The organism is Rhodococcus sp. 077-4 (genome assembly GCF_047782425.1).
Classification (GTDB): Bacteria; Actinomycetota; Actinomycetes; order Mycobacteriales; family Mycobacteriaceae; genus Rhodococcoides.
In genome coordinates this window covers 916,994-931,592 of sequence record NZ_JAJPWC010000001.1, presented here as the reverse complement: position 1 = coordinate 931,592, position 14,599 = coordinate 916,994, and the positions used below count along the sequence as shown (strand labels likewise).

The 14,599-nt window shown below is 64.6% G+C and carries 18 protein-coding genes; 10 read left to right on the top strand and 8 right to left on the bottom strand.

The window, feature by feature from the left end; genetic code table 11:
• Positions 1-8: 8 nt before the first annotated feature.
• Both ACNEOT_RS04545 and ACNEOT_RS04540 read left to right on the top strand, forming a co-directional pair.
• Entirely contained in the window at positions 9-713 is a 705-nt protein-coding gene (locus ACNEOT_RS04545; RefSeq protein ID WP_415972485.1) for a DUF998 domain-containing protein, read from the top strand.
• Positions 674-1,159: a GAF domain-containing protein gene (locus ACNEOT_RS04540; protein WP_415972484.1), complete on the top strand. Its 486-nt coding sequence runs from the start codon at positions 674-676 to the stop codon at positions 1,157-1,159. Before ACNEOT_RS04545 ends, ACNEOT_RS04540 begins: the two co-directional genes overlap by 40 nt.
• Here the strand turns inward: ACNEOT_RS04540 and dhaL are convergent.
• Positions 1,143-2,801, bottom strand: a complete 1,659-nt coding sequence (gene dhaL / locus ACNEOT_RS04535) for a dihydroxyacetone kinase subunit DhaL (protein ID WP_415972482.1) — start codon at positions 2,799-2,801, stop codon at positions 1,143-1,145. The two genes, ACNEOT_RS04540 and dhaL, sit on opposite strands and share 17 nt — an antisense overlap.
• Positions 2,802-2,866: 65 nt before the next feature.
• On the opposite strand from dhaL, the gene ACNEOT_RS04530 reads away from it, so the two are divergent.
• The gene (locus ACNEOT_RS04530; protein WP_415972481.1) at positions 2,867-3,424 is read left to right on the top strand and encodes a YceI family protein; all 558 of its coding nucleotides are present in this window, start codon (positions 2,867-2,869) and stop codon (positions 3,422-3,424) included.
• A 38-nt stretch (positions 3,425-3,462) separates the two neighbouring features.
• On the top strand, positions 3,463-4,191 hold the full coding sequence (locus tag ACNEOT_RS04525; RefSeq protein ID WP_415972480.1) for an SIMPL domain-containing protein: 729 nt from the start codon (positions 3,463-3,465) through the stop codon (positions 4,189-4,191).
• On the opposite strand, the gene ACNEOT_RS04520 is transcribed toward ACNEOT_RS04525, so the two are convergent.
• Both ACNEOT_RS04520 and ACNEOT_RS04515 read right to left on the bottom strand, forming a co-directional pair.
• Entirely contained in the window at positions 4,188-5,300 is a 1,113-nt protein-coding gene (locus ACNEOT_RS04520; protein WP_415972478.1) for a CaiB/BaiF CoA transferase family protein, read from the bottom strand. The genes ACNEOT_RS04525 and ACNEOT_RS04520 overlap by 4 nt on opposite strands.
• A 24-nt stretch (positions 5,301-5,324) precedes the next feature.
• Complete coding sequence (locus ACNEOT_RS04515) at positions 5,325-6,206, bottom strand: dioxygenase (RefSeq protein WP_415972477.1); 882 nt, start codon at positions 6,204-6,206, stop codon at positions 5,325-5,327.
• Positions 6,207-6,306: 100 nt separating this feature from the next.
• Between ACNEOT_RS04515 and ACNEOT_RS04510 the strand changes: the two genes are divergently transcribed.
• On the top strand, positions 6,307-7,242 hold the full coding sequence (locus tag ACNEOT_RS04510) for a pyridoxal-phosphate dependent enzyme (protein ID WP_415972475.1): 936 nt from the start codon (positions 6,307-6,309) through the stop codon (positions 7,240-7,242).
• Between the two features lie 77 nt (positions 7,243-7,319).
• On the opposite strand, the gene ACNEOT_RS04505 is transcribed toward ACNEOT_RS04510, so the two are convergent.
• The 3 genes from ACNEOT_RS04505 to ACNEOT_RS04495 all read right to left on the bottom strand — a co-directional run bounded on the left by ACNEOT_RS04505 (position 7,320) and on the right by ACNEOT_RS04495 (position 9,087).
• On the bottom strand, positions 7,320-8,159 hold the full coding sequence (locus ACNEOT_RS04505; protein WP_415972473.1) for an SDR family NAD(P)-dependent oxidoreductase: 840 nt from the start codon (positions 8,157-8,159) through the stop codon (positions 7,320-7,322).
• Positions 8,156-8,500 carry a nuclear transport factor 2 family protein gene (locus ACNEOT_RS04500; RefSeq protein ID WP_415972471.1) on the bottom strand — a complete coding sequence of 115 codons (345 nt, stop codon included), beginning with the start codon at positions 8,498-8,500 and terminating at the stop codon, positions 8,156-8,158. The genes ACNEOT_RS04505 and ACNEOT_RS04500 overlap by 4 nt, the downstream gene beginning before the upstream one ends.
• Positions 8,501-8,673: 173 nt before the next feature.
• Positions 8,674-9,087 carry a hypothetical protein gene (locus tag ACNEOT_RS04495; RefSeq protein ID WP_415972470.1) on the bottom strand — a complete coding sequence of 138 codons (414 nt, stop codon included), beginning with the start codon at positions 9,085-9,087 and terminating at the stop codon, positions 8,674-8,676.
• A gap of 125 nt (positions 9,088-9,212) precedes the next feature.
• Here ACNEOT_RS04495 and ACNEOT_RS04490 point away from each other — a divergent pair, with 125 nt between their 5' ends.
• On the top strand, positions 9,213-9,614 hold the full coding sequence (locus ACNEOT_RS04490; RefSeq protein WP_415972469.1) for a GAF domain-containing protein: 402 nt from the start codon (positions 9,213-9,215) through the stop codon (positions 9,612-9,614).
• On the opposite strand, the gene ACNEOT_RS04485 is transcribed toward ACNEOT_RS04490, so the two are convergent.
• On the bottom strand, positions 9,586-9,795 hold the full coding sequence (locus ACNEOT_RS04485; RefSeq protein WP_415972468.1) for a hypothetical protein: 210 nt from the start codon (positions 9,793-9,795) through the stop codon (positions 9,586-9,588). The genes ACNEOT_RS04490 and ACNEOT_RS04485 overlap by 29 nt on opposite strands.
• Positions 9,796-9,889: 94 nt before the next feature.
• Between ACNEOT_RS04485 and ACNEOT_RS04480 the strand changes: the two genes are divergently transcribed.
• From ACNEOT_RS04480 to fahA, 4 genes are all read left to right on the top strand, one after another.
• Complete coding sequence (locus ACNEOT_RS04480; RefSeq protein ID WP_415972466.1) at positions 9,890-10,417, top strand: MarR family winged helix-turn-helix transcriptional regulator; 528 nt, start codon at positions 9,890-9,892, stop codon at positions 10,415-10,417.
• Between the two features lie 72 nt (positions 10,418-10,489).
• Positions 10,490-11,683 (top strand): homogentisate 1,2-dioxygenase, encoded by a 1,194-nt coding sequence (locus ACNEOT_RS04475; RefSeq protein WP_415972464.1) that lies wholly within the window; start codon positions 10,490-10,492, stop codon positions 11,681-11,683.
• A complete protein-coding gene (locus tag ACNEOT_RS04470) occupies positions 11,680-12,468 on the top strand; it encodes a hypothetical protein (protein WP_415972463.1) in 789 nt (262 codons plus the stop codon). The genes ACNEOT_RS04475 and ACNEOT_RS04470 overlap by 4 nt, the downstream gene beginning before the upstream one ends.
• A gap of 31 nt (positions 12,469-12,499) precedes the next feature.
• A complete protein-coding gene (fahA, locus tag ACNEOT_RS04465) occupies positions 12,500-13,666 on the top strand; it encodes a fumarylacetoacetase (RefSeq protein ID WP_415972461.1) in 1,167 nt (388 codons plus the stop codon).
• Between the two features lie 7 nt (positions 13,667-13,673).
• On the opposite strand, the gene ACNEOT_RS04460 is transcribed toward fahA, so the two are convergent.
• Positions 13,674-14,333, bottom strand: coding sequence for an IclR family transcriptional regulator (locus tag ACNEOT_RS04460; protein ID WP_415972459.1), 660 nt, complete (start codon positions 14,331-14,333; stop codon positions 13,674-13,676).
• Positions 14,334-14,599: the final 266 nt, after the last annotated feature.

Sequence of the window (14,599 nt, the reverse complement as noted above, 5' to 3'; positions counted from 1 at the left end):
CTTGGTCGGTGCGTTCGAGAACTGAAGGTGTGGACATCCGCCGTGTGGTCGTGGCGGTCTGCTTGATCCTCGCCGGAGCGCTGTACTCCGCGTGGGTGGCCGAGTTCTTTCTCGACACCGGTCTCGACCCGGCCACATCGTTTCTGAGCGAACTCGACGCCCGCGATCAGCCGTACCGCGAATTCTTCTCCACCGCAGACGTCGTCACGGGCTCGCTGATGATTCTCGCCTCGGTCCTCGGCTTTCTGGCAACCCCACGCCGACGGCTTGTCGTCACCGGCTGGGTGGCGTCGGGCATCTTCGGTATCGCGACCATCGCCGACGCGAAACTCCCCCTCGAGTGCGTGGCGGCCGACGATCCGAGTTGCCCGATCGAGCCGAGCGGACTGTTCCCCCAACTCCACCATCTACATGCCCTGACCAGCACCATCGCGGTGTTCGCGATCTTCACCGTCATGATTGCGTTCACGTTGGCCGCATTCCGATACCGGCTCTACCCTCTGCTGCGCACGGTGGGCCTGGCAGTCCTGATCGTCACGACGCTGGCCACGGCGTGGCTGTTGATCGCCGACAATCTTCCCGGCGATCACGGCCTCGGTGTTGCCCAGCGGGTCCAGGTGGGCGGAATGTCGGCGTATCTGGTGGTGCTGGGATGCGCGCTTAGACTCGGCGTATGTCCTTCATCGCAACCGAACTCAACGGTTCCAAAGTAGAGCAGTATCAGCAGCTCACCGAGCAGGCCCGCGGCCTGGTGTTCGAGGAATCGAATCTCGTCGCCAACGCCGCCAATCTTTCTGCGCTGGTGTATCACGCTCTGCCCGAGGTCAATTGGGTCGGTTTCTACTTGTATGACGGCACCGAACTGGTAGTCGGCCCGTTTCAGGGGCAGCCGGCATGCGTCCGGATCGCCCTGAGCAAGGGTGTCTGTGGCGCGGCCGCGACCACTCGTGAGACTCAACGCGTCGCCGACGTTCACGCCTTCCCCGGCCACATCGCATGCGATGCCAACACTCGCTCCGAGGTCGTCGTACCGCTGTACCAGGGCGACACCCTGATCGGCGTGTTCGACCTGGACAGCCCCGTGCCGAACCGCTTCGACGCCGACGATCAGGCCGGCCTCGAAGCGATCGCGGAGGTCTTTCTCAGTTCTCTCGGATAGAACTTGCTGCTGCCTCGAAGAACCAGGCCATGACCAGTGCACCGGGATCGACGACGCCTCGCGCGGCCTCACCGACGTAGCTGGCGCGCCCCCGATTGGCGGTCATGTCCTCCGTCGATTCGGCTCCGGTCTTCGCGGCGTCGGCGGCGTCTTGCAGGGTGCCGCCGTCCTTCTCGAGTGCCTCGACGGCCGGGGCGATGGCGTCGACCATCGTCTTGTCGCCCACGCGCGCGCCGCCGAGTTCGGTGATGCTGTCGAGCCCGGCCCGGGCGGCCTGTCCGACAGCCGCGAGATCCGGCTCGGAGTCCAACATCGTCCGGTAGAACTGGCGGAACCAGATTCCGAACAGTGCGCCGGAGGTACCGCCGGCGTGGCCCAGGTACGCCTCACTCACGGCCTCGAATACCGTTGCTGCCGAGTAGTTTTGCTTCACAGCGTCCAGATCGAGCTGCTCGAGTGCGGCCATCATGTTGGTTCCGAAATCGCCGTCGCCTGCCTTGCGGTCCAGCTCGGTCAGTGCCGGCTCCTCGTCGAGTACGCGCTTCGCCCACGCCCCGATCCATTCCGAGACGAACGCCGACACCTCGCCGGTGTCGGATGGCTCGAACGACGGTCCGAATCCGCCGCGCTGGCCCACCGGTTTCGCGCCACGACTCTGCACGTTGGGCCAACCGGGTGCGTCGGTAGGTGCGTCCCAGAGTTCGAGCAGTTCGTCGTCTGCGCGAACGAGGGTGATCGACGCGCCGCCCATGTCGAGCGCCGTGACGAAACTGCCGACGAGGGAGCGAGAGATCTCGATCCCTTTGCCGTGCAGGTATTCCGAGAGTTCGCCGAACAGCAGGTGCAACTCCAGCGGGTGCGTTGCCCCGAGCCCGTTGACCACCGCGATCACCGATTCGCCCGAGGCCAATCCGAGCGAGTCCACGATGGGATCGGTCAGTTTCGCGACGATCTCCTGAGCGGGCAGTCCGGGTACGCGGTCGGTGCCACGTTCTCCGTGGATGCCGATGCCGAATTCCATCTCACCGGACGGCAAGTCGAACGACGGTTCGCTTGCACCCGGCAGGGTCGGCGGGTGCAGGGCCACGGCCATACTGCGTGAGTTCTCCGCTGTCCGACGCCCCAGCGCGACCACCGCCTGCAGACTGTCACCACGTTCTGCCGCTGCGCCGCATACCTTTTCGACGACGATGGTCGCTGCGGTGCCCCGTCGGCCCGGTCCGTCCTCGCTCTCACTGGCCACGTCGTCGTCGACGAGAACGACGTCGGCCGCAATACCGTCCTCCTGCAACAGCTCTCGGGCAATCCTGAAGTTCATCACGTCGCCGGTGTAGTTCTTGACGATGTGCAGCACGCCGCCGCCGGAGTCCACGGCCTTGGATGCCTCGTGCACCTGGAGGGCGTTGGGTGAGGTGAACACCAGGCCGGGGCACGCGCCGGTGAGCATGCCGCGGCCGATGAACCCGGCGTGCAGTGGTTCGTGGCCCGATCCCCCACCGGACAGCAGGGCGACCTGGCCGTCGGATATCCGATAGCGGCGGGTCAGGAATCCGGGGTCGGAATGCCAGGCGATGTCGTCGGTGGACGCGACGAAGCCGCGGAGGGCGTCGGCGACGAATGTTCGAGGGGAATTGGAGAACATGGCTCCACCCTAACTACCTGCGCCTCGTCCCTTCGTCGGTTATGCGGGACGGATACAGTCGGGGCATGAGTACCGAGACCTGGACGCTCGACGCATCGGACGGCGGGCAGTTGGCTGTTCGGACGGATGTCACCGGGAAGGCTTCCAAGATGGGGCACCGCCTCACGATTGCGTTGACCTCGTGGACTGCGAGCGTCGAGTGGTCCGGGGACACACCCACCGCGGTTGCCCTGACCGCCGAGGTGAGTTCACTCGATGTGGTCCATGGCGAGGGTGGACTGACACCCTTGATCGGACCCGAGAAGATGGTGGCGAAAGCCAACGCGCTCAAGAGCTTCGACGCCGACCGATATCCCACCATCGAATTCCGTTCGACGGAGATCACCGTCGTCGATTCCGGGTTTCGGCTGGGCGGCACAGTGGAGATCCATGGCGTTTCGCGGGACATCGCCGTGGACGTGTATGTCGACGACCTCGGCGATCGATGGCACATCGAGTCCGAAACTGTTGTGCGTCAGTCGGATCACAAGATCACCCCGTACTCGCAGATGTTCGGAGCCATGAAGGTGGTGGACGAAGTGACCGCAATCTTCGACGCCGAGTATCGAAAATCCGCGTCGTAGGTCTTTCCCATTCCCCTGTCATGCTGGACACTACGGCGATGAGTCGAAATCGATGGATGATCGGATCGTGCGTCTCGGCACTGGCGCTGACGGTGGCCCTGACCGCTGGCTGCAGCAGTCCAGCCACGTCACCCGATGGACCTCCCGGAGTGAACGTCAACGGCGTGGGAGAAGTCCAGGGCGCACCCGATACCTTGACGACGCAGATCGGCGTCCAGGCCACGGCCGAGGACGTCACCGCCGCCATCGAAGAGGCCAATGCTGCAGTCGGTGACGTGACGGACGCCGTGATCGCGGCGGGCGTCGCCCGCGAGGACGTCCAGACTCAGCAGGTATCGATCGATCCGCAGTACTCCGGCGCACTGCCTGGCGGTACCTCGGCCATCTCCGGATATCAGGCCACCAACACCTTGCAGGTCACGGTGCGCGATCTGTCGAAGGCGTCAGCAGTCCTGGGCGACGCCACCTCGGCCGGCGGAAACGCGACCCGCATCTCCGGGGTCTCGTTCCGGATCGACGACGATTCCGAACTGATCGCCGATGCTCGGTCCAGGGCGTTCGCCGATGCCCGCGACCGCGCCGAGCAGTACGCCACGCTGGCAGGCGGCGAACTCGGTGACGTTCTGTCGATCACCGAGTCGATCACCGGCCAGGAGCAGCCGAGGGCCCTCGGCGAGTCCGCCAGTTCGTTCGACATGGCGGTGCCCATCGAACCGGGACAGCAGACGGTCAGCGTGTCCGTGTCGGTGAAGTGGGCGTTGAACTAGATCTGGCCGGCCGGCGGTGGCAGGCGGTAGTTCACCGGCGTCGCCGAGAAGTCCACCGGATTGCGGACGCCGTCGGCCACCGAACCGGGAACCTGCACCCGAGGTTCGAGTCCGAGTGAATCCGCAAATGCGAAGGCCTCGTCCAGGGAATTGACCGGCCCTGCGGGAACGTTGCGGGCCATCAGTTCTCGGTACCATTCGTCCGCGGTCCGCGTCTGCAGCGCCGAGTTCAGGATGTCGACCAGCTGATCTCGATGTTCGACGCGGGCAGAATTGGACGAGAAACGCTCGTCTGCAGCGAGTTTGGGCTCGTTCAGCACCTCGACCAGTGCCTGGAACTGTTGGTCGTTGCCCACCGCCAACGCGAGTGGCCGATCCGCGGTCTCGAATACCTCGTACGGCACGAGAGACGGGTGCTTGTTGCCCATCGGGACCGGTACGACGCCTGCACCGAGATAGGCGGAAGACTGATTGCTCAGTGCCGACAGCACCGAGGCCATCAATGAGGTGTGTACCTGTTGTCCTGCACCGGTGTTCGATCGATGGTGCAGTGCGGCAAGGATTCCGCTGAGTGCATGCAGTCCGGTGACGATGTCGACCATCGCCACGCCCACCTTGGTGGGCGTGGAGGCGTCGGGGCCGGTGACGCTCATCAGCCCGCCGACTGCTTGAACCACGAGGTCGTATCCCGGCAGCGCTGCTCCGCCGCCGGTACCGAATCCGGTGATCGAGCAGTAGATCAAACCAGGATTCGTCTGCGCGAACGTCGAATACCCCAGACCCAACCGGTCCATGGCCCCGGCTCGGAAGTTCTCGATCAGGATGTCTGCGCCCGCTACGATCTCCCGTGCCTCGGCAACACCGCGCTCGGACTGCAGGTCGATGACTCGCGATGTCTTGTTGCGGTTGACAGAGTTGAAATACGTTGCTGTACCGGCGGAGTCGTAGGGCGGACCCCAGGAGCGGGTGTCGTCGCCGGTTCCGGGTCTTTCGACCTTGATGACCTCGGTGCCCATGTCGCCGAGCATCATCGTCGCGTACGGCCCGGCGAGTACGCGAGAAAAATCGGCGACGACGAGGCCTGCGAGTGGACCGGTGGCATGCGTCATCGGTCCACTGTATGACTCTGCGACTCACGCGACCGCGAAAGACCTCTTCGCCAAGCCGAATTGGAAGCCGGTGATGGCCGTGGTGACCGGTGCCTCGGGGTTCTCGGCTGCACCGAGGGTGACGAACAGCGGAGTGAAGTGTTCGACGGTGGGGTGGGCATACGGCATTCCCGGTGCGGCGTTGCGGAAGTCGGCCAGCGTCGCGACGTCACCGCGCGACAACGCGTCGGCGGCCCAGAGATCGAAGTCCTCGGACCACGTCGGCACGGTGTTGGTCGCGAAGTTCTCTCGGGAGAGGAACGGCAGTCCGTGCGTCATGAACCCCGAACCCATCACCAGCACACCCTCGGCACGAAGTTTTTTCAGCGCAGCACCGATCGCCATGAGCCGATCGGGCGCATGCGTCGGCAGGCTCAATTGCAAAACCGGAACATCGGCGTAGGGGTACATGACTTTCAGCGGCACCCACGCGCCATGGTCGAGTCCACGAGAGGAATGGCGGTGCAGGTTCTCCGACGCGGGCAGCGCAGCGGCCACGCGTGCGGCCAGGGCTTCGGCGTCGGGTGTTCGGTATTCCATCGAGAAGTAGCGCTGGGCGAATCCGCCGAAGTCGTAGACGAGCGGAGTCGCCGCCGCCGATGCCGACAGGCTCAGCGGGGCCTCTTCCCAGTGCGCGCTGACGATCAGAATTGCCTTCGGCTTGGGCATCGACTGCGACCAGGTGAACATCTCGTTCATCCAGAGCGCGTCGTCGAACACCGGAGGTGCGCCATGACTGATGTAGAGGGCGGGCATCGGCCCGTCGCTCGGGGTCCACAGCGGCTGCGACCGACTCGCGGGTGCGGCATCGGCAAGAAATGCGTCGAACGCTGCTCCCGCGACCGGCGGGTTGATCACGGATGTCATGGCGGGTCCTTCGAAGTACTTAAGTTGAACCTTCAACCTAGCACTGAAGTCGACTTACGGCAACGCCACCTCGCGAGCCCGCGCGACCTACAGTGGCCAGGTGCCCAAGGTGACCCTGTCGCAGTACCCCACCCCGCTCGAGCCCGCTCCCCGCCTGGCCGCGGCGTTGGGGCTCGGTCCGAACGATCTGTGGATCAAGCGCGACGACCTGCTCGGGCCGGGCGGCGGCGGAAACAAGATCCGCAAGCTCGAGTGGCTCTGCGGGGCAGCGATCGAAGCCGGGGCCACCACACTCGTCACCAGTGGTGCGGCCCAGAGCAATCACGCCCGGCTCACCGCTGCGGCGGGCGCACGACTCGGCCTCGACGTGGTACTCGTTCTGGCCGGCGCACCCGAGCCCAACGAATCCGGAAACATCGTGCTCGACGGCCTGTTGGGAGCGCGGATCGTCTGGGCGGGCACCGACTCGCTGGAAGAGCGAGCCGCCGAGACCGCCGCCGCACTGGGCGAGGGGGCAGCGCTGATCCCGTTCGGCGGCACCTCGCTGGACAGCGTCGAGGGCTATGTCTCGTGCGCCGACGAGATCCTGGCCGAGATCCCCTCCGTGAACACCATCGTCGCAGCGGTCGGATCAGGCGGAACGATGGCGGGGCTCGTCCGACGCCTCGGTGCCGAACGCGTACTCGGCGTCGACTGCGGCGCCGTCTCGGACCCGGTGGATCGCGTACTGCATTTCGCCGACCGGCCGATCGATCGGGAGCAGTTGAGATTCCGGCACGATGTCGTCGGCGAGGGGTATGCGGTGCTGTCGGATTCCGTCGCCGCAGCGATGACGATGGTCGCCCGCACCGAGGGACTCGTGCTCGATCCTGTTTACTCCGGGCGCGCCGCTGCCGGTCTCGTTGCTGCCGTGCAGGATTCGACGATCAAGGCAGGCGAACGAACCGTGCTGCTGCACACCGGCGGATTGCCGGGACTGTTCGGCCACCGCGGCACAGTCGAATTCGGCCTACGTCAGGCCGGCTATCGACACTGAAGACACGTCTATTCCACGACGACGCGGTGGCGTCGAACATGATTCGACCGATGGCGCGAGAAGCGGCACGGGCCCGGCTAGTCGGGGAAATCCGCGCTCCGAGATAGCGACTCGTTCGACCGGATGTCGCTCAGTTTCTGTTCCAGCGCGTCGATGACGGCGTCGTACCCGCTGTTGCCCAGGATCAGCCGGCGTGGCGGTGGGTCCTGGGTCATCGCTGCGATCACCGCACGGGCACCGCGATGCGGATCGCCCGGTTGCACCCCGTTCATGTCGACGAAGGCAGCCCGCACCTGTTCCAGCATGTCGTGGTATTCCGGAATCGCCTCCGCGACGGGTTCTTCGGCGAATCCGGCGTATGCGTTCGTGCGGAAGGCCCCTGGTTCGACCGCCAACACGGAGATGCCGTGCTCGGCGACCTCTTGGCGCAGCGCATCGGTGACGGCTTCGATCGCGTATTTCGTGGCGCTGTAGTAGCCGAATCCGACCGCCGCCAGAAGCCCGGCCACTGAGGACACGTTGACGATCCACCCGCTTCCGCGGGCGCGCATACCTGGTAGCACTGCGCGCGTGACGGACAGCACGGCGAAGAAATTCAGCTCGAACATTGCCCGTATCGAGGTCTCGTTCATTCCCTCGATCGATCCGTACCAGCCGCGCCCGGCGTTGTTGACCAGCACGTCGATACCGCCGAAATGGTCCTCGGCTGTTCGTACCGCTCGTAGCACCTGTGCCGCATCGGTGACGTCCATGGGCACGACGAGAACGCGGTCTCCGTACCGCTCGGCCCACGACTCCAGTTCCCCCGGACGCCGGGCGGTGAGCACCACGCGGTCCCCCGCCTCCAGCGCTACCTCCGCGTACGCCATACCGAAACCGCCCGGTGTGCCACCGGTGATGAGCCATCGTTTGCTCATGGCTCGATCACCAACCGATCGATCAGCGCGCCGTCCAGGCTGAAGCGGTAATGCAGGTCGACGACTCCCCCGGGGAAGTTGCCTTCCAAGTGCTGCGTGATGTCGACAGCGGTACCGGTCGTGGTCGCTCCGGTGAATTCTGTTGTGTAAGTGTACTCACTCTCACTGACCGAGGCGGTCAGCCAGGCCTCGATCTCGTCGCGGCCCGAGTGGTCGTGTCCCTCATCGGTCACGACGGCATCCGCGGTGAACACGGTGAGCGCACGAGCGCCGTGTCGGGCGTCGAGTGCGGTCATGAACTTCTTCACGTTGTCCGGGAGTCCATCCCAATCTGTGGTCATGGCACCACGGTGATGCCTCCCCCAGGGGGAATGTCAACACCGGGTCGACGCAACGCTCAGGAGGACCCTCTACGACACCGGCCAGCACTCGAGCAGATTCCCAGAACTGTTCGGCCACAGCGGCGCAGTCGAATTCGGCCTACTCAGTCCGGCTGTCCTCACCGAAGGCATGACTACTCCACGACGACGCGGCCACCACCGGGCAGGTTGGGAGTGTCCGTCGTGATCGTGAGATCGACGCGGCCGACGCCGGTAGCGAGAGTGATCGGCTCGGTCGACATCCCACCCGCCGAACCGGATCGCCCATTGTCGATGTTCGTCCACACCACGGTCACCGGAACCGGCAGCAGACCCACCGCGGACGAGCCCATGTCACCCGCACCCGAAATCTTGCTCGCGGTCGTGACGGTGACTTTCCCTGCCTCAGCACCCACCGTCGCTGTTGCCTCGACCGGGCCCGATCCGAAGCTCACGCCGTGCTGAAAGAACACGAAGGCTTGTGCTGGCCTGAGTTCCGTGACGGTCGCGGCCGACCCGATCCCCGCCGACCCAAGCGTCAGGGCTCCCGCAACCAACGGTGCCGCCACGAGGCGAGTGACTACTTTTCTCGAAAACACGATGCTCCCCATTTCGTTGAATTCGTCCAAGGTTCGAGAACATCATGTAACGGACCAGAAGGTATGTAAACCCCTCGGGTTCTAGGCTCGGCTGTATGCCGGATGCTGTCTATCGCGCGCCCATGCCCGGCGGTGTCGAGCGTGCCCTCACCCATGGACTCTGCGGGATGTCGGCTGATGACGAACGATCACTACGACGAGTCGAGCGCTTCGAGCAGGTGCCGGACGGGTCCTTCGTCTGGACGCGGACCCAGCGCGGGGAGTTCTTTCTCGGCCGAATCTCCGGCCCACTGCATGAAGATCTCGGAGCCGACGCGGTGGCGTCGAGCATGGTCTTCGTGCGTGACTGCGAGTGGACCGGCGCGCCGGTTCCCGAGCACGAGGTACCCGCCGCCACGCTCCGCACGTTCGCGCGCGGCGGGCGAAACTTTCAGCAGACACACGACCCGAAGGTCGCCGCAGAGTCGGCTAGCGTGTGGCGAGCGCGAGGTCGCTGACCTGGGGATCGACCTGCACGACGGAGTAACCCTCGATCTCGAACTTGTTCTCACCCTCGGGCGGCCCCAGCACAGCGCGGACGATCAGCGTCGCGGCGGCAGCGACGAGTGCGATCGCGATGACCACCGCTGCCACGATCAGCAGGGTCCGGGGGCCACCGAACAGGTTCTTCGAGCTCATGCGTCCATCATGACCCACGCCGACCACAGCTCGAACCTGCGTCGGAAAATTGATACATCTGTTGATCAGGTGACTCCCTAGCTACAGTGGTTCCGTGACCGACTCATCCGAGCCTGATTTCTGGTCGTTCATCGAGACCGCCAACACCACGCTGGCCCGGGACTACGGGTTCGAGCATCAGCTGGCCACCGAGGTCCTACTGACACTCAACCGAGCGTCGAACATCGTCACGTACGACCTGGAGTCGACGGTTCATCGGCCGCGAGGCTGGTCGTGGTCGTCGTTCCGACTGATGTTCGTCACCTGGTTGGCGGGTCCGATCGAGCCGAAGCGGGCGGCGGAGCTGACGGGTATGAGCCGCGCCGCTGTATCGAACCTGTCCAAGACCCTCATCGCCGGCGGACTGCTCGCCAGCACCCCCGACGAGAAGGACGGTCGTTCCGTGCGTCTCGCCCTCACAACGCAAGGGCATGACGAGATGGTCGCGACGTTCGCCGAACAGAACGAACGGGAGAATGCGTGGGCCAGCGCGCTCACCGAACCCGAACAGCGGATCCTGGTGATGCTGTTGACCAAACTCATCACCCATCGCAGCCAGTTCGACGTCCGGGGACGCAATTGAAGGTTGCGTAGATCACGTCAAAGTAGTTAATGTATTTACTATAAGCGGTGAACAGAACACAGGAGCGACGACGTGGCCTATTACCGGCAGCTCGGATCGATACCGCCGAAGCGGCACACCCAGCACCGAACTCCAGACGGGAACCTCTACTTCGAGGAGCTGATGGGCGAAGAGGGCTTCTCGTCGGACTCGTCCCTGCTCTATCACCGTCACATACCGTCGGCAATCGTCGACGCCACGGCGTGGGAGCTCCCCGACCAATCGACCACGCCCAATCATCCGCTCCTGCCGCGGCACCTGAAGTTGCATGACCTGTTTCCAGAATCGGCGGTGGCGGACACCGACGTCGTCACCGGCCGACGCCTCGTCCTCGGCAACGCCGACGTCAGACTGTCCTATGTCGTCGCTTGCAAACCTTCTCCGCTGTACCGTAACTCGATCGGTGACGAGATGGTCTACGTCGAATCCGGTTCTGCGACAGTCGAAACGGTGTTCGGAATCCTGGAGGCACGGCAGGGCGACTACGTGCTCATCCCACGCGCAACGACACACCGCTGGATTCCCGACGGCCCCCTGCGCGCGTACGCCATCGAGGCCAACAGTCACATTGCGCCACCGAAGCGGTTCCTGTCGAAGTACGGCCAGTTACTCGAGCACGCCCCCTACTGCGAGCGCGATCTGCACGGACCGTCCGAGGCCCTGCTCGCCGACGGCACCGACGTGGAAGTGCTTGTCAAACACCGTGGTTCGACGGGCATCGTCGGAACGCGGTTCGTCTACCCGAATCATCCGTTCGACGTGGTGGGGTGGGATGGCTGCCTCTACCCGTACACGTTCAACATCTCCGACTACGAACCGATCACCGGCCGCGTGCATCAACCGCCGCCGGCTCACCAGGCTTTCGAAGGGTCCAATTTCGTAATCTGCAACTTCGTGCCGCGCAAGGTCGATTACCACCCGCTGGCAATTCCGGTGCCGTACTACCACTCCAACGTCGACTCCGACGAGATCATGTTCTACGTCGGCGGCGACTACGAGGCACGCAAAGGCTCTGGCATCGGGCAGGGTTCGATCTCGGTACATCCGGGCGGTCACGCTCACGGGCCGCAGCCGGGAGCGTACGAACGCAGCATCGGTGCCGAGTTCTTCGACGAACTGGCCGTCATGGTCGATTCCTTCCGCCCCCTCGAACTCGGCGAAGGTGCGCTCGCATGCGAGGACACCGGCTATGCGTGGACCTGGGCCGGCCGGGGACCGAACCGATGATCCCACCGTTCTTTCGTCGACTCTGCGACGACGCCGCCGTCTTCCCTCCCGGCAACGCGCCTCTCGATGTTGCTGTGCGCCAACACCTCGAGTACCGGGACAGTGCCTTCGCAGACCTGGTGGGCCCGTTGGTCGTTCCCATGGATCGGGTAACCGAGCTGAACCTGGGTGCACGGATGAAGGTGGCGTTGACCGCACCTGCCGGCCCAAGAAGCGTAGAGGCAGGCCTGCGCGCCGCTGACCGCACGGCCGGGGTGACCGTCGTGGCCATCGAAGTGGCAGTTCCCGACGGCACCGACATCGATGCCTTGCGCACCATCACTCAGGACATCGACATCTACGTCGAGATACCCCGAGATGCCCGACGCGACGACATCTTCGATGCCGTGGACGAGCGCGGGTATCGTGCCAAGTTCAGGACCGGGGGCGTCACCGCCGACATGTATCCGAGCGAGCACGAACTCGCGTCGGAAATATATGAGGCCGCGAAGCGAGAGATCCATTTCAAAGCCACAGCCGGACTGCATCGTGCAGCTCGAAATACCGATCCCGACAACGGCTTCGAGCAGCACGGTTTTCTCAACGTGATACTTGCCGCAGAAGCCGCGCACAGCGGTGCTCGGGTCGGCGAACTCGAGAAGATATTGGCGATCCGGGACGAGGAGGTCCTCGCCCGCCTTGTGTCCGGTGTCGAAGGCGAACGCGCATTCGCATCGTTCGGTACCTGCAGCATTCGTGAGCCCCTCGACGACCTCGTCCGGCTGGGCCTCGTCCCACCCCTGTGAGCCCCACCCCCGTACATCAGGAGCGCCGTCCATGACGCACATCGATATCCCCGCTGATTCCGAGTTCGGAATCGACAACCTGCCCTGTGGGGTATTCAGTACTTCCAGTAGCGATGCTCGTGTCGGAGTTCGTTATGGCGACAACGTGATCGACCTGTACGCGGCTCTTGACGACGAAGATTTCGCGTCGGCGAGCCTCAATGCGTTCATGGCGCGCGGTCGCAGTCGGTGGGTCGAGGTCCGCGAGTGCGTCACCGACATGCTGATCGCTGGCACGACCCCCGCGCAGGCAATCGTGTCGGTTTCCGATGTCACGATGCACCTACCGTTCGAGGTCGCCGACTACGTGGACTTCTACGCCTCGGAACATCACGCAGCCAATCTCGGTCGACTCTTTCGTCCCGATGCCGAACCGCTCCTACCGAATTGGAAGCATCTGCCCGTTGCATATCACGGCCGGGCCGGCACGGTCGTCGTCTCCGGTACCGATGTCAGGCGGCCGTCCGGTCAACGCAAAGCACCCGACGAGGCGTCGCCCACGTTCGGTCCGAGTCGGAGACTGGACATCGAAGCCGAGATGGGCTTCGTCGTCGGCGTTCCGGCGGATGGACCCATCTCGCCGAATGATTTCTCCGAGCACGTGTTCGGTGCTGTCATCGTCAACGACTGGTCGGCTCGCGACATCCAGGCCTGGGAGTACGTACCGCTGGGGCCGAACCTCGGCAAGAGTTTCGCGACGTCCATCTCACCGTGGGTGGTACCCCTGCTCGCGCTCGAACACGCGAGGGTCTCGACGCCGGTTCAGGACCCCGAGCCACTCGAGTACCTCCGCGAGTCTCGTTCGTGGGCACTCGATATCGACCTGACGGTCTCGTGGAACGGTCACGTGGTTTCCCACCCGCCCTACGGTGCAATGTACTGGTCACCCGCTCAGATGCTGGCCCACGAAACCGTCAACGGCGCGACCAGCCGGACGGGCGACCTGTTCGCCTCGGGCACCATCTCCGGACCGGAGAAGAATCAGCGCGGCGCGTTCATCGAATTGACCTGGGGCGGTGCAGAACCCGTACAACTCGGTGCGGAGACCCGAACCTTCCTCGAGGACGGTGACGAGGTCGTCATCGCCGCGAGCGCTCCGGGGCTCAACGGGTCGCGCATCGGGTTCGGAGACGTCCGTGGCCGCATCGTGCCGGCCTGAGCGACTGCTACCAGTCCGATCGGACCACGAGGGACTGCTCGATTTCGAGTGCAGCGTCGCGCACAGCCTGGCCCCACAGCTGGCCGGCCGACGTCGGCACCCTCTCTACCGGACCCGCGACGCACACGGCGGCAACGATGCGCTCGTCTCGGCGGACCGGTGCACTGACCGAGGTCAGCCCTGGGGTTCGCTCGGACACCGACTCCCACCACCCGAGTGCGCGACTGTCGGCGTCGCCGTCGAGATCGCCGGCCAACACGTGACCGGCCGACCCCGCTCCGAGGGGAAGTAGCGCCCCCACGGGCAAGGATGCCCGGAGTTCGTGCTGTGAATCCTCCGATACCAGGCACAGTCGATGCGATCCCCGCAGTACCCACAACTGGGCGGATTCTCCGGTCTCCTGCCGCAGGCGCCTGAGAATCGGTACCGCGAGCCCGCCGAGGGTGGAGGTGCCGAAGCGATCACCGGGATGAAGAAGACCGTCGTTGTCCCGGCGGAGCATCGAGTACCGCACCATCTCGCCGACCAGTCGATAGACCGTCGATGCAGACAGCCCCAGCATCTTGGCGAGGTCACCGGTGGTCCGAGGGCAAGCCTCGACGGCGTTCAGAATTGCCGCGGCCCGAGCCAGAACCCCGGTAGTGGTGTCGGCGCTGCCGTCCGTCACTGCTGTCGACCTCCGTGTTCGATTCCCGCATCGCGCCGGCTACACGGCCGACACTGCTAACGCAGCATAGGTGTCGGACCGGCCCGCGACGCCGTCAGCAGGGCCGAGCGCCACGATGGAGAACGGCCAGATCGCGGTAGCTGAGCGCGTTGGCTGTGCAGTGCTCTACCTCGTCCTCGGTCGATTCCCGCCGACCACGGCACCGTTCATGATGACGGCCATACCGACCTGCGTCGGCAATGCACGTCACAGTGGTTGTCATTAGT

Excerpts from the sequence above, each read along its gene's own strand:
- ACNEOT_RS04540 (WP_415972484.1), top strand. The coding sequence starts at position 674 with ATGTCCTTCATCGCAACCGAACTCAACGGTTCCAAAGTAGAGCAGTAT.
- dhaL (WP_415972482.1), bottom strand. The coding sequence starts at position 2,801 with ATGTTCTCCAATTCCCCTCGAACATTCGTCGCCGACGCCCTCCGCGGC.
- ACNEOT_RS04530 (WP_415972481.1), top strand. The coding sequence starts at position 2,867 with ATGAGTACCGAGACCTGGACGCTCGACGCATCGGACGGCGGGCAGTTG.
- ACNEOT_RS04525 (WP_415972480.1), top strand. The coding sequence starts at position 3,463 with ATGAGTCGAAATCGATGGATGATCGGATCGTGCGTCTCGGCACTGGCG.
- ACNEOT_RS04520 (WP_415972478.1), bottom strand. The coding sequence starts at position 5,300 with ATGACGCATGCCACCGGTCCACTCGCAGGCCTCGTCGTCGCCGATTTT.
- ACNEOT_RS04515 (WP_415972477.1), bottom strand. The coding sequence starts at position 6,206 with ATGACATCCGTGATCAACCCGCCGGTCGCGGGAGCAGCGTTCGACGCA.
- ACNEOT_RS04505 (WP_415972473.1), bottom strand. The coding sequence starts at position 8,159 with ATGAGCAAACGATGGCTCATCACCGGTGGCACACCGGGCGGTTTCGGT.
- ACNEOT_RS04500 (WP_415972471.1), bottom strand. The coding sequence starts at position 8,500 with ATGACCACAGATTGGGATGGACTCCCGGACAACGTGAAGAAGTTCATG.
- ACNEOT_RS04490 (WP_415972469.1), top strand. The coding sequence starts at position 9,213 with ATGCCGGATGCTGTCTATCGCGCGCCCATGCCCGGCGGTGTCGAGCGT.
- ACNEOT_RS04485 (WP_415972468.1), bottom strand. The coding sequence starts at position 9,795 with ATGAGCTCGAAGAACCTGTTCGGTGGCCCCCGGACCCTGCTGATCGTG.
- ACNEOT_RS04470 (WP_415972463.1), top strand. The coding sequence starts at position 11,680 with ATGATCCCACCGTTCTTTCGTCGACTCTGCGACGACGCCGCCGTCTTC.
- fahA (WP_415972461.1), top strand. The coding sequence starts at position 12,500 with ATGACGCACATCGATATCCCCGCTGATTCCGAGTTCGGAATCGACAAC.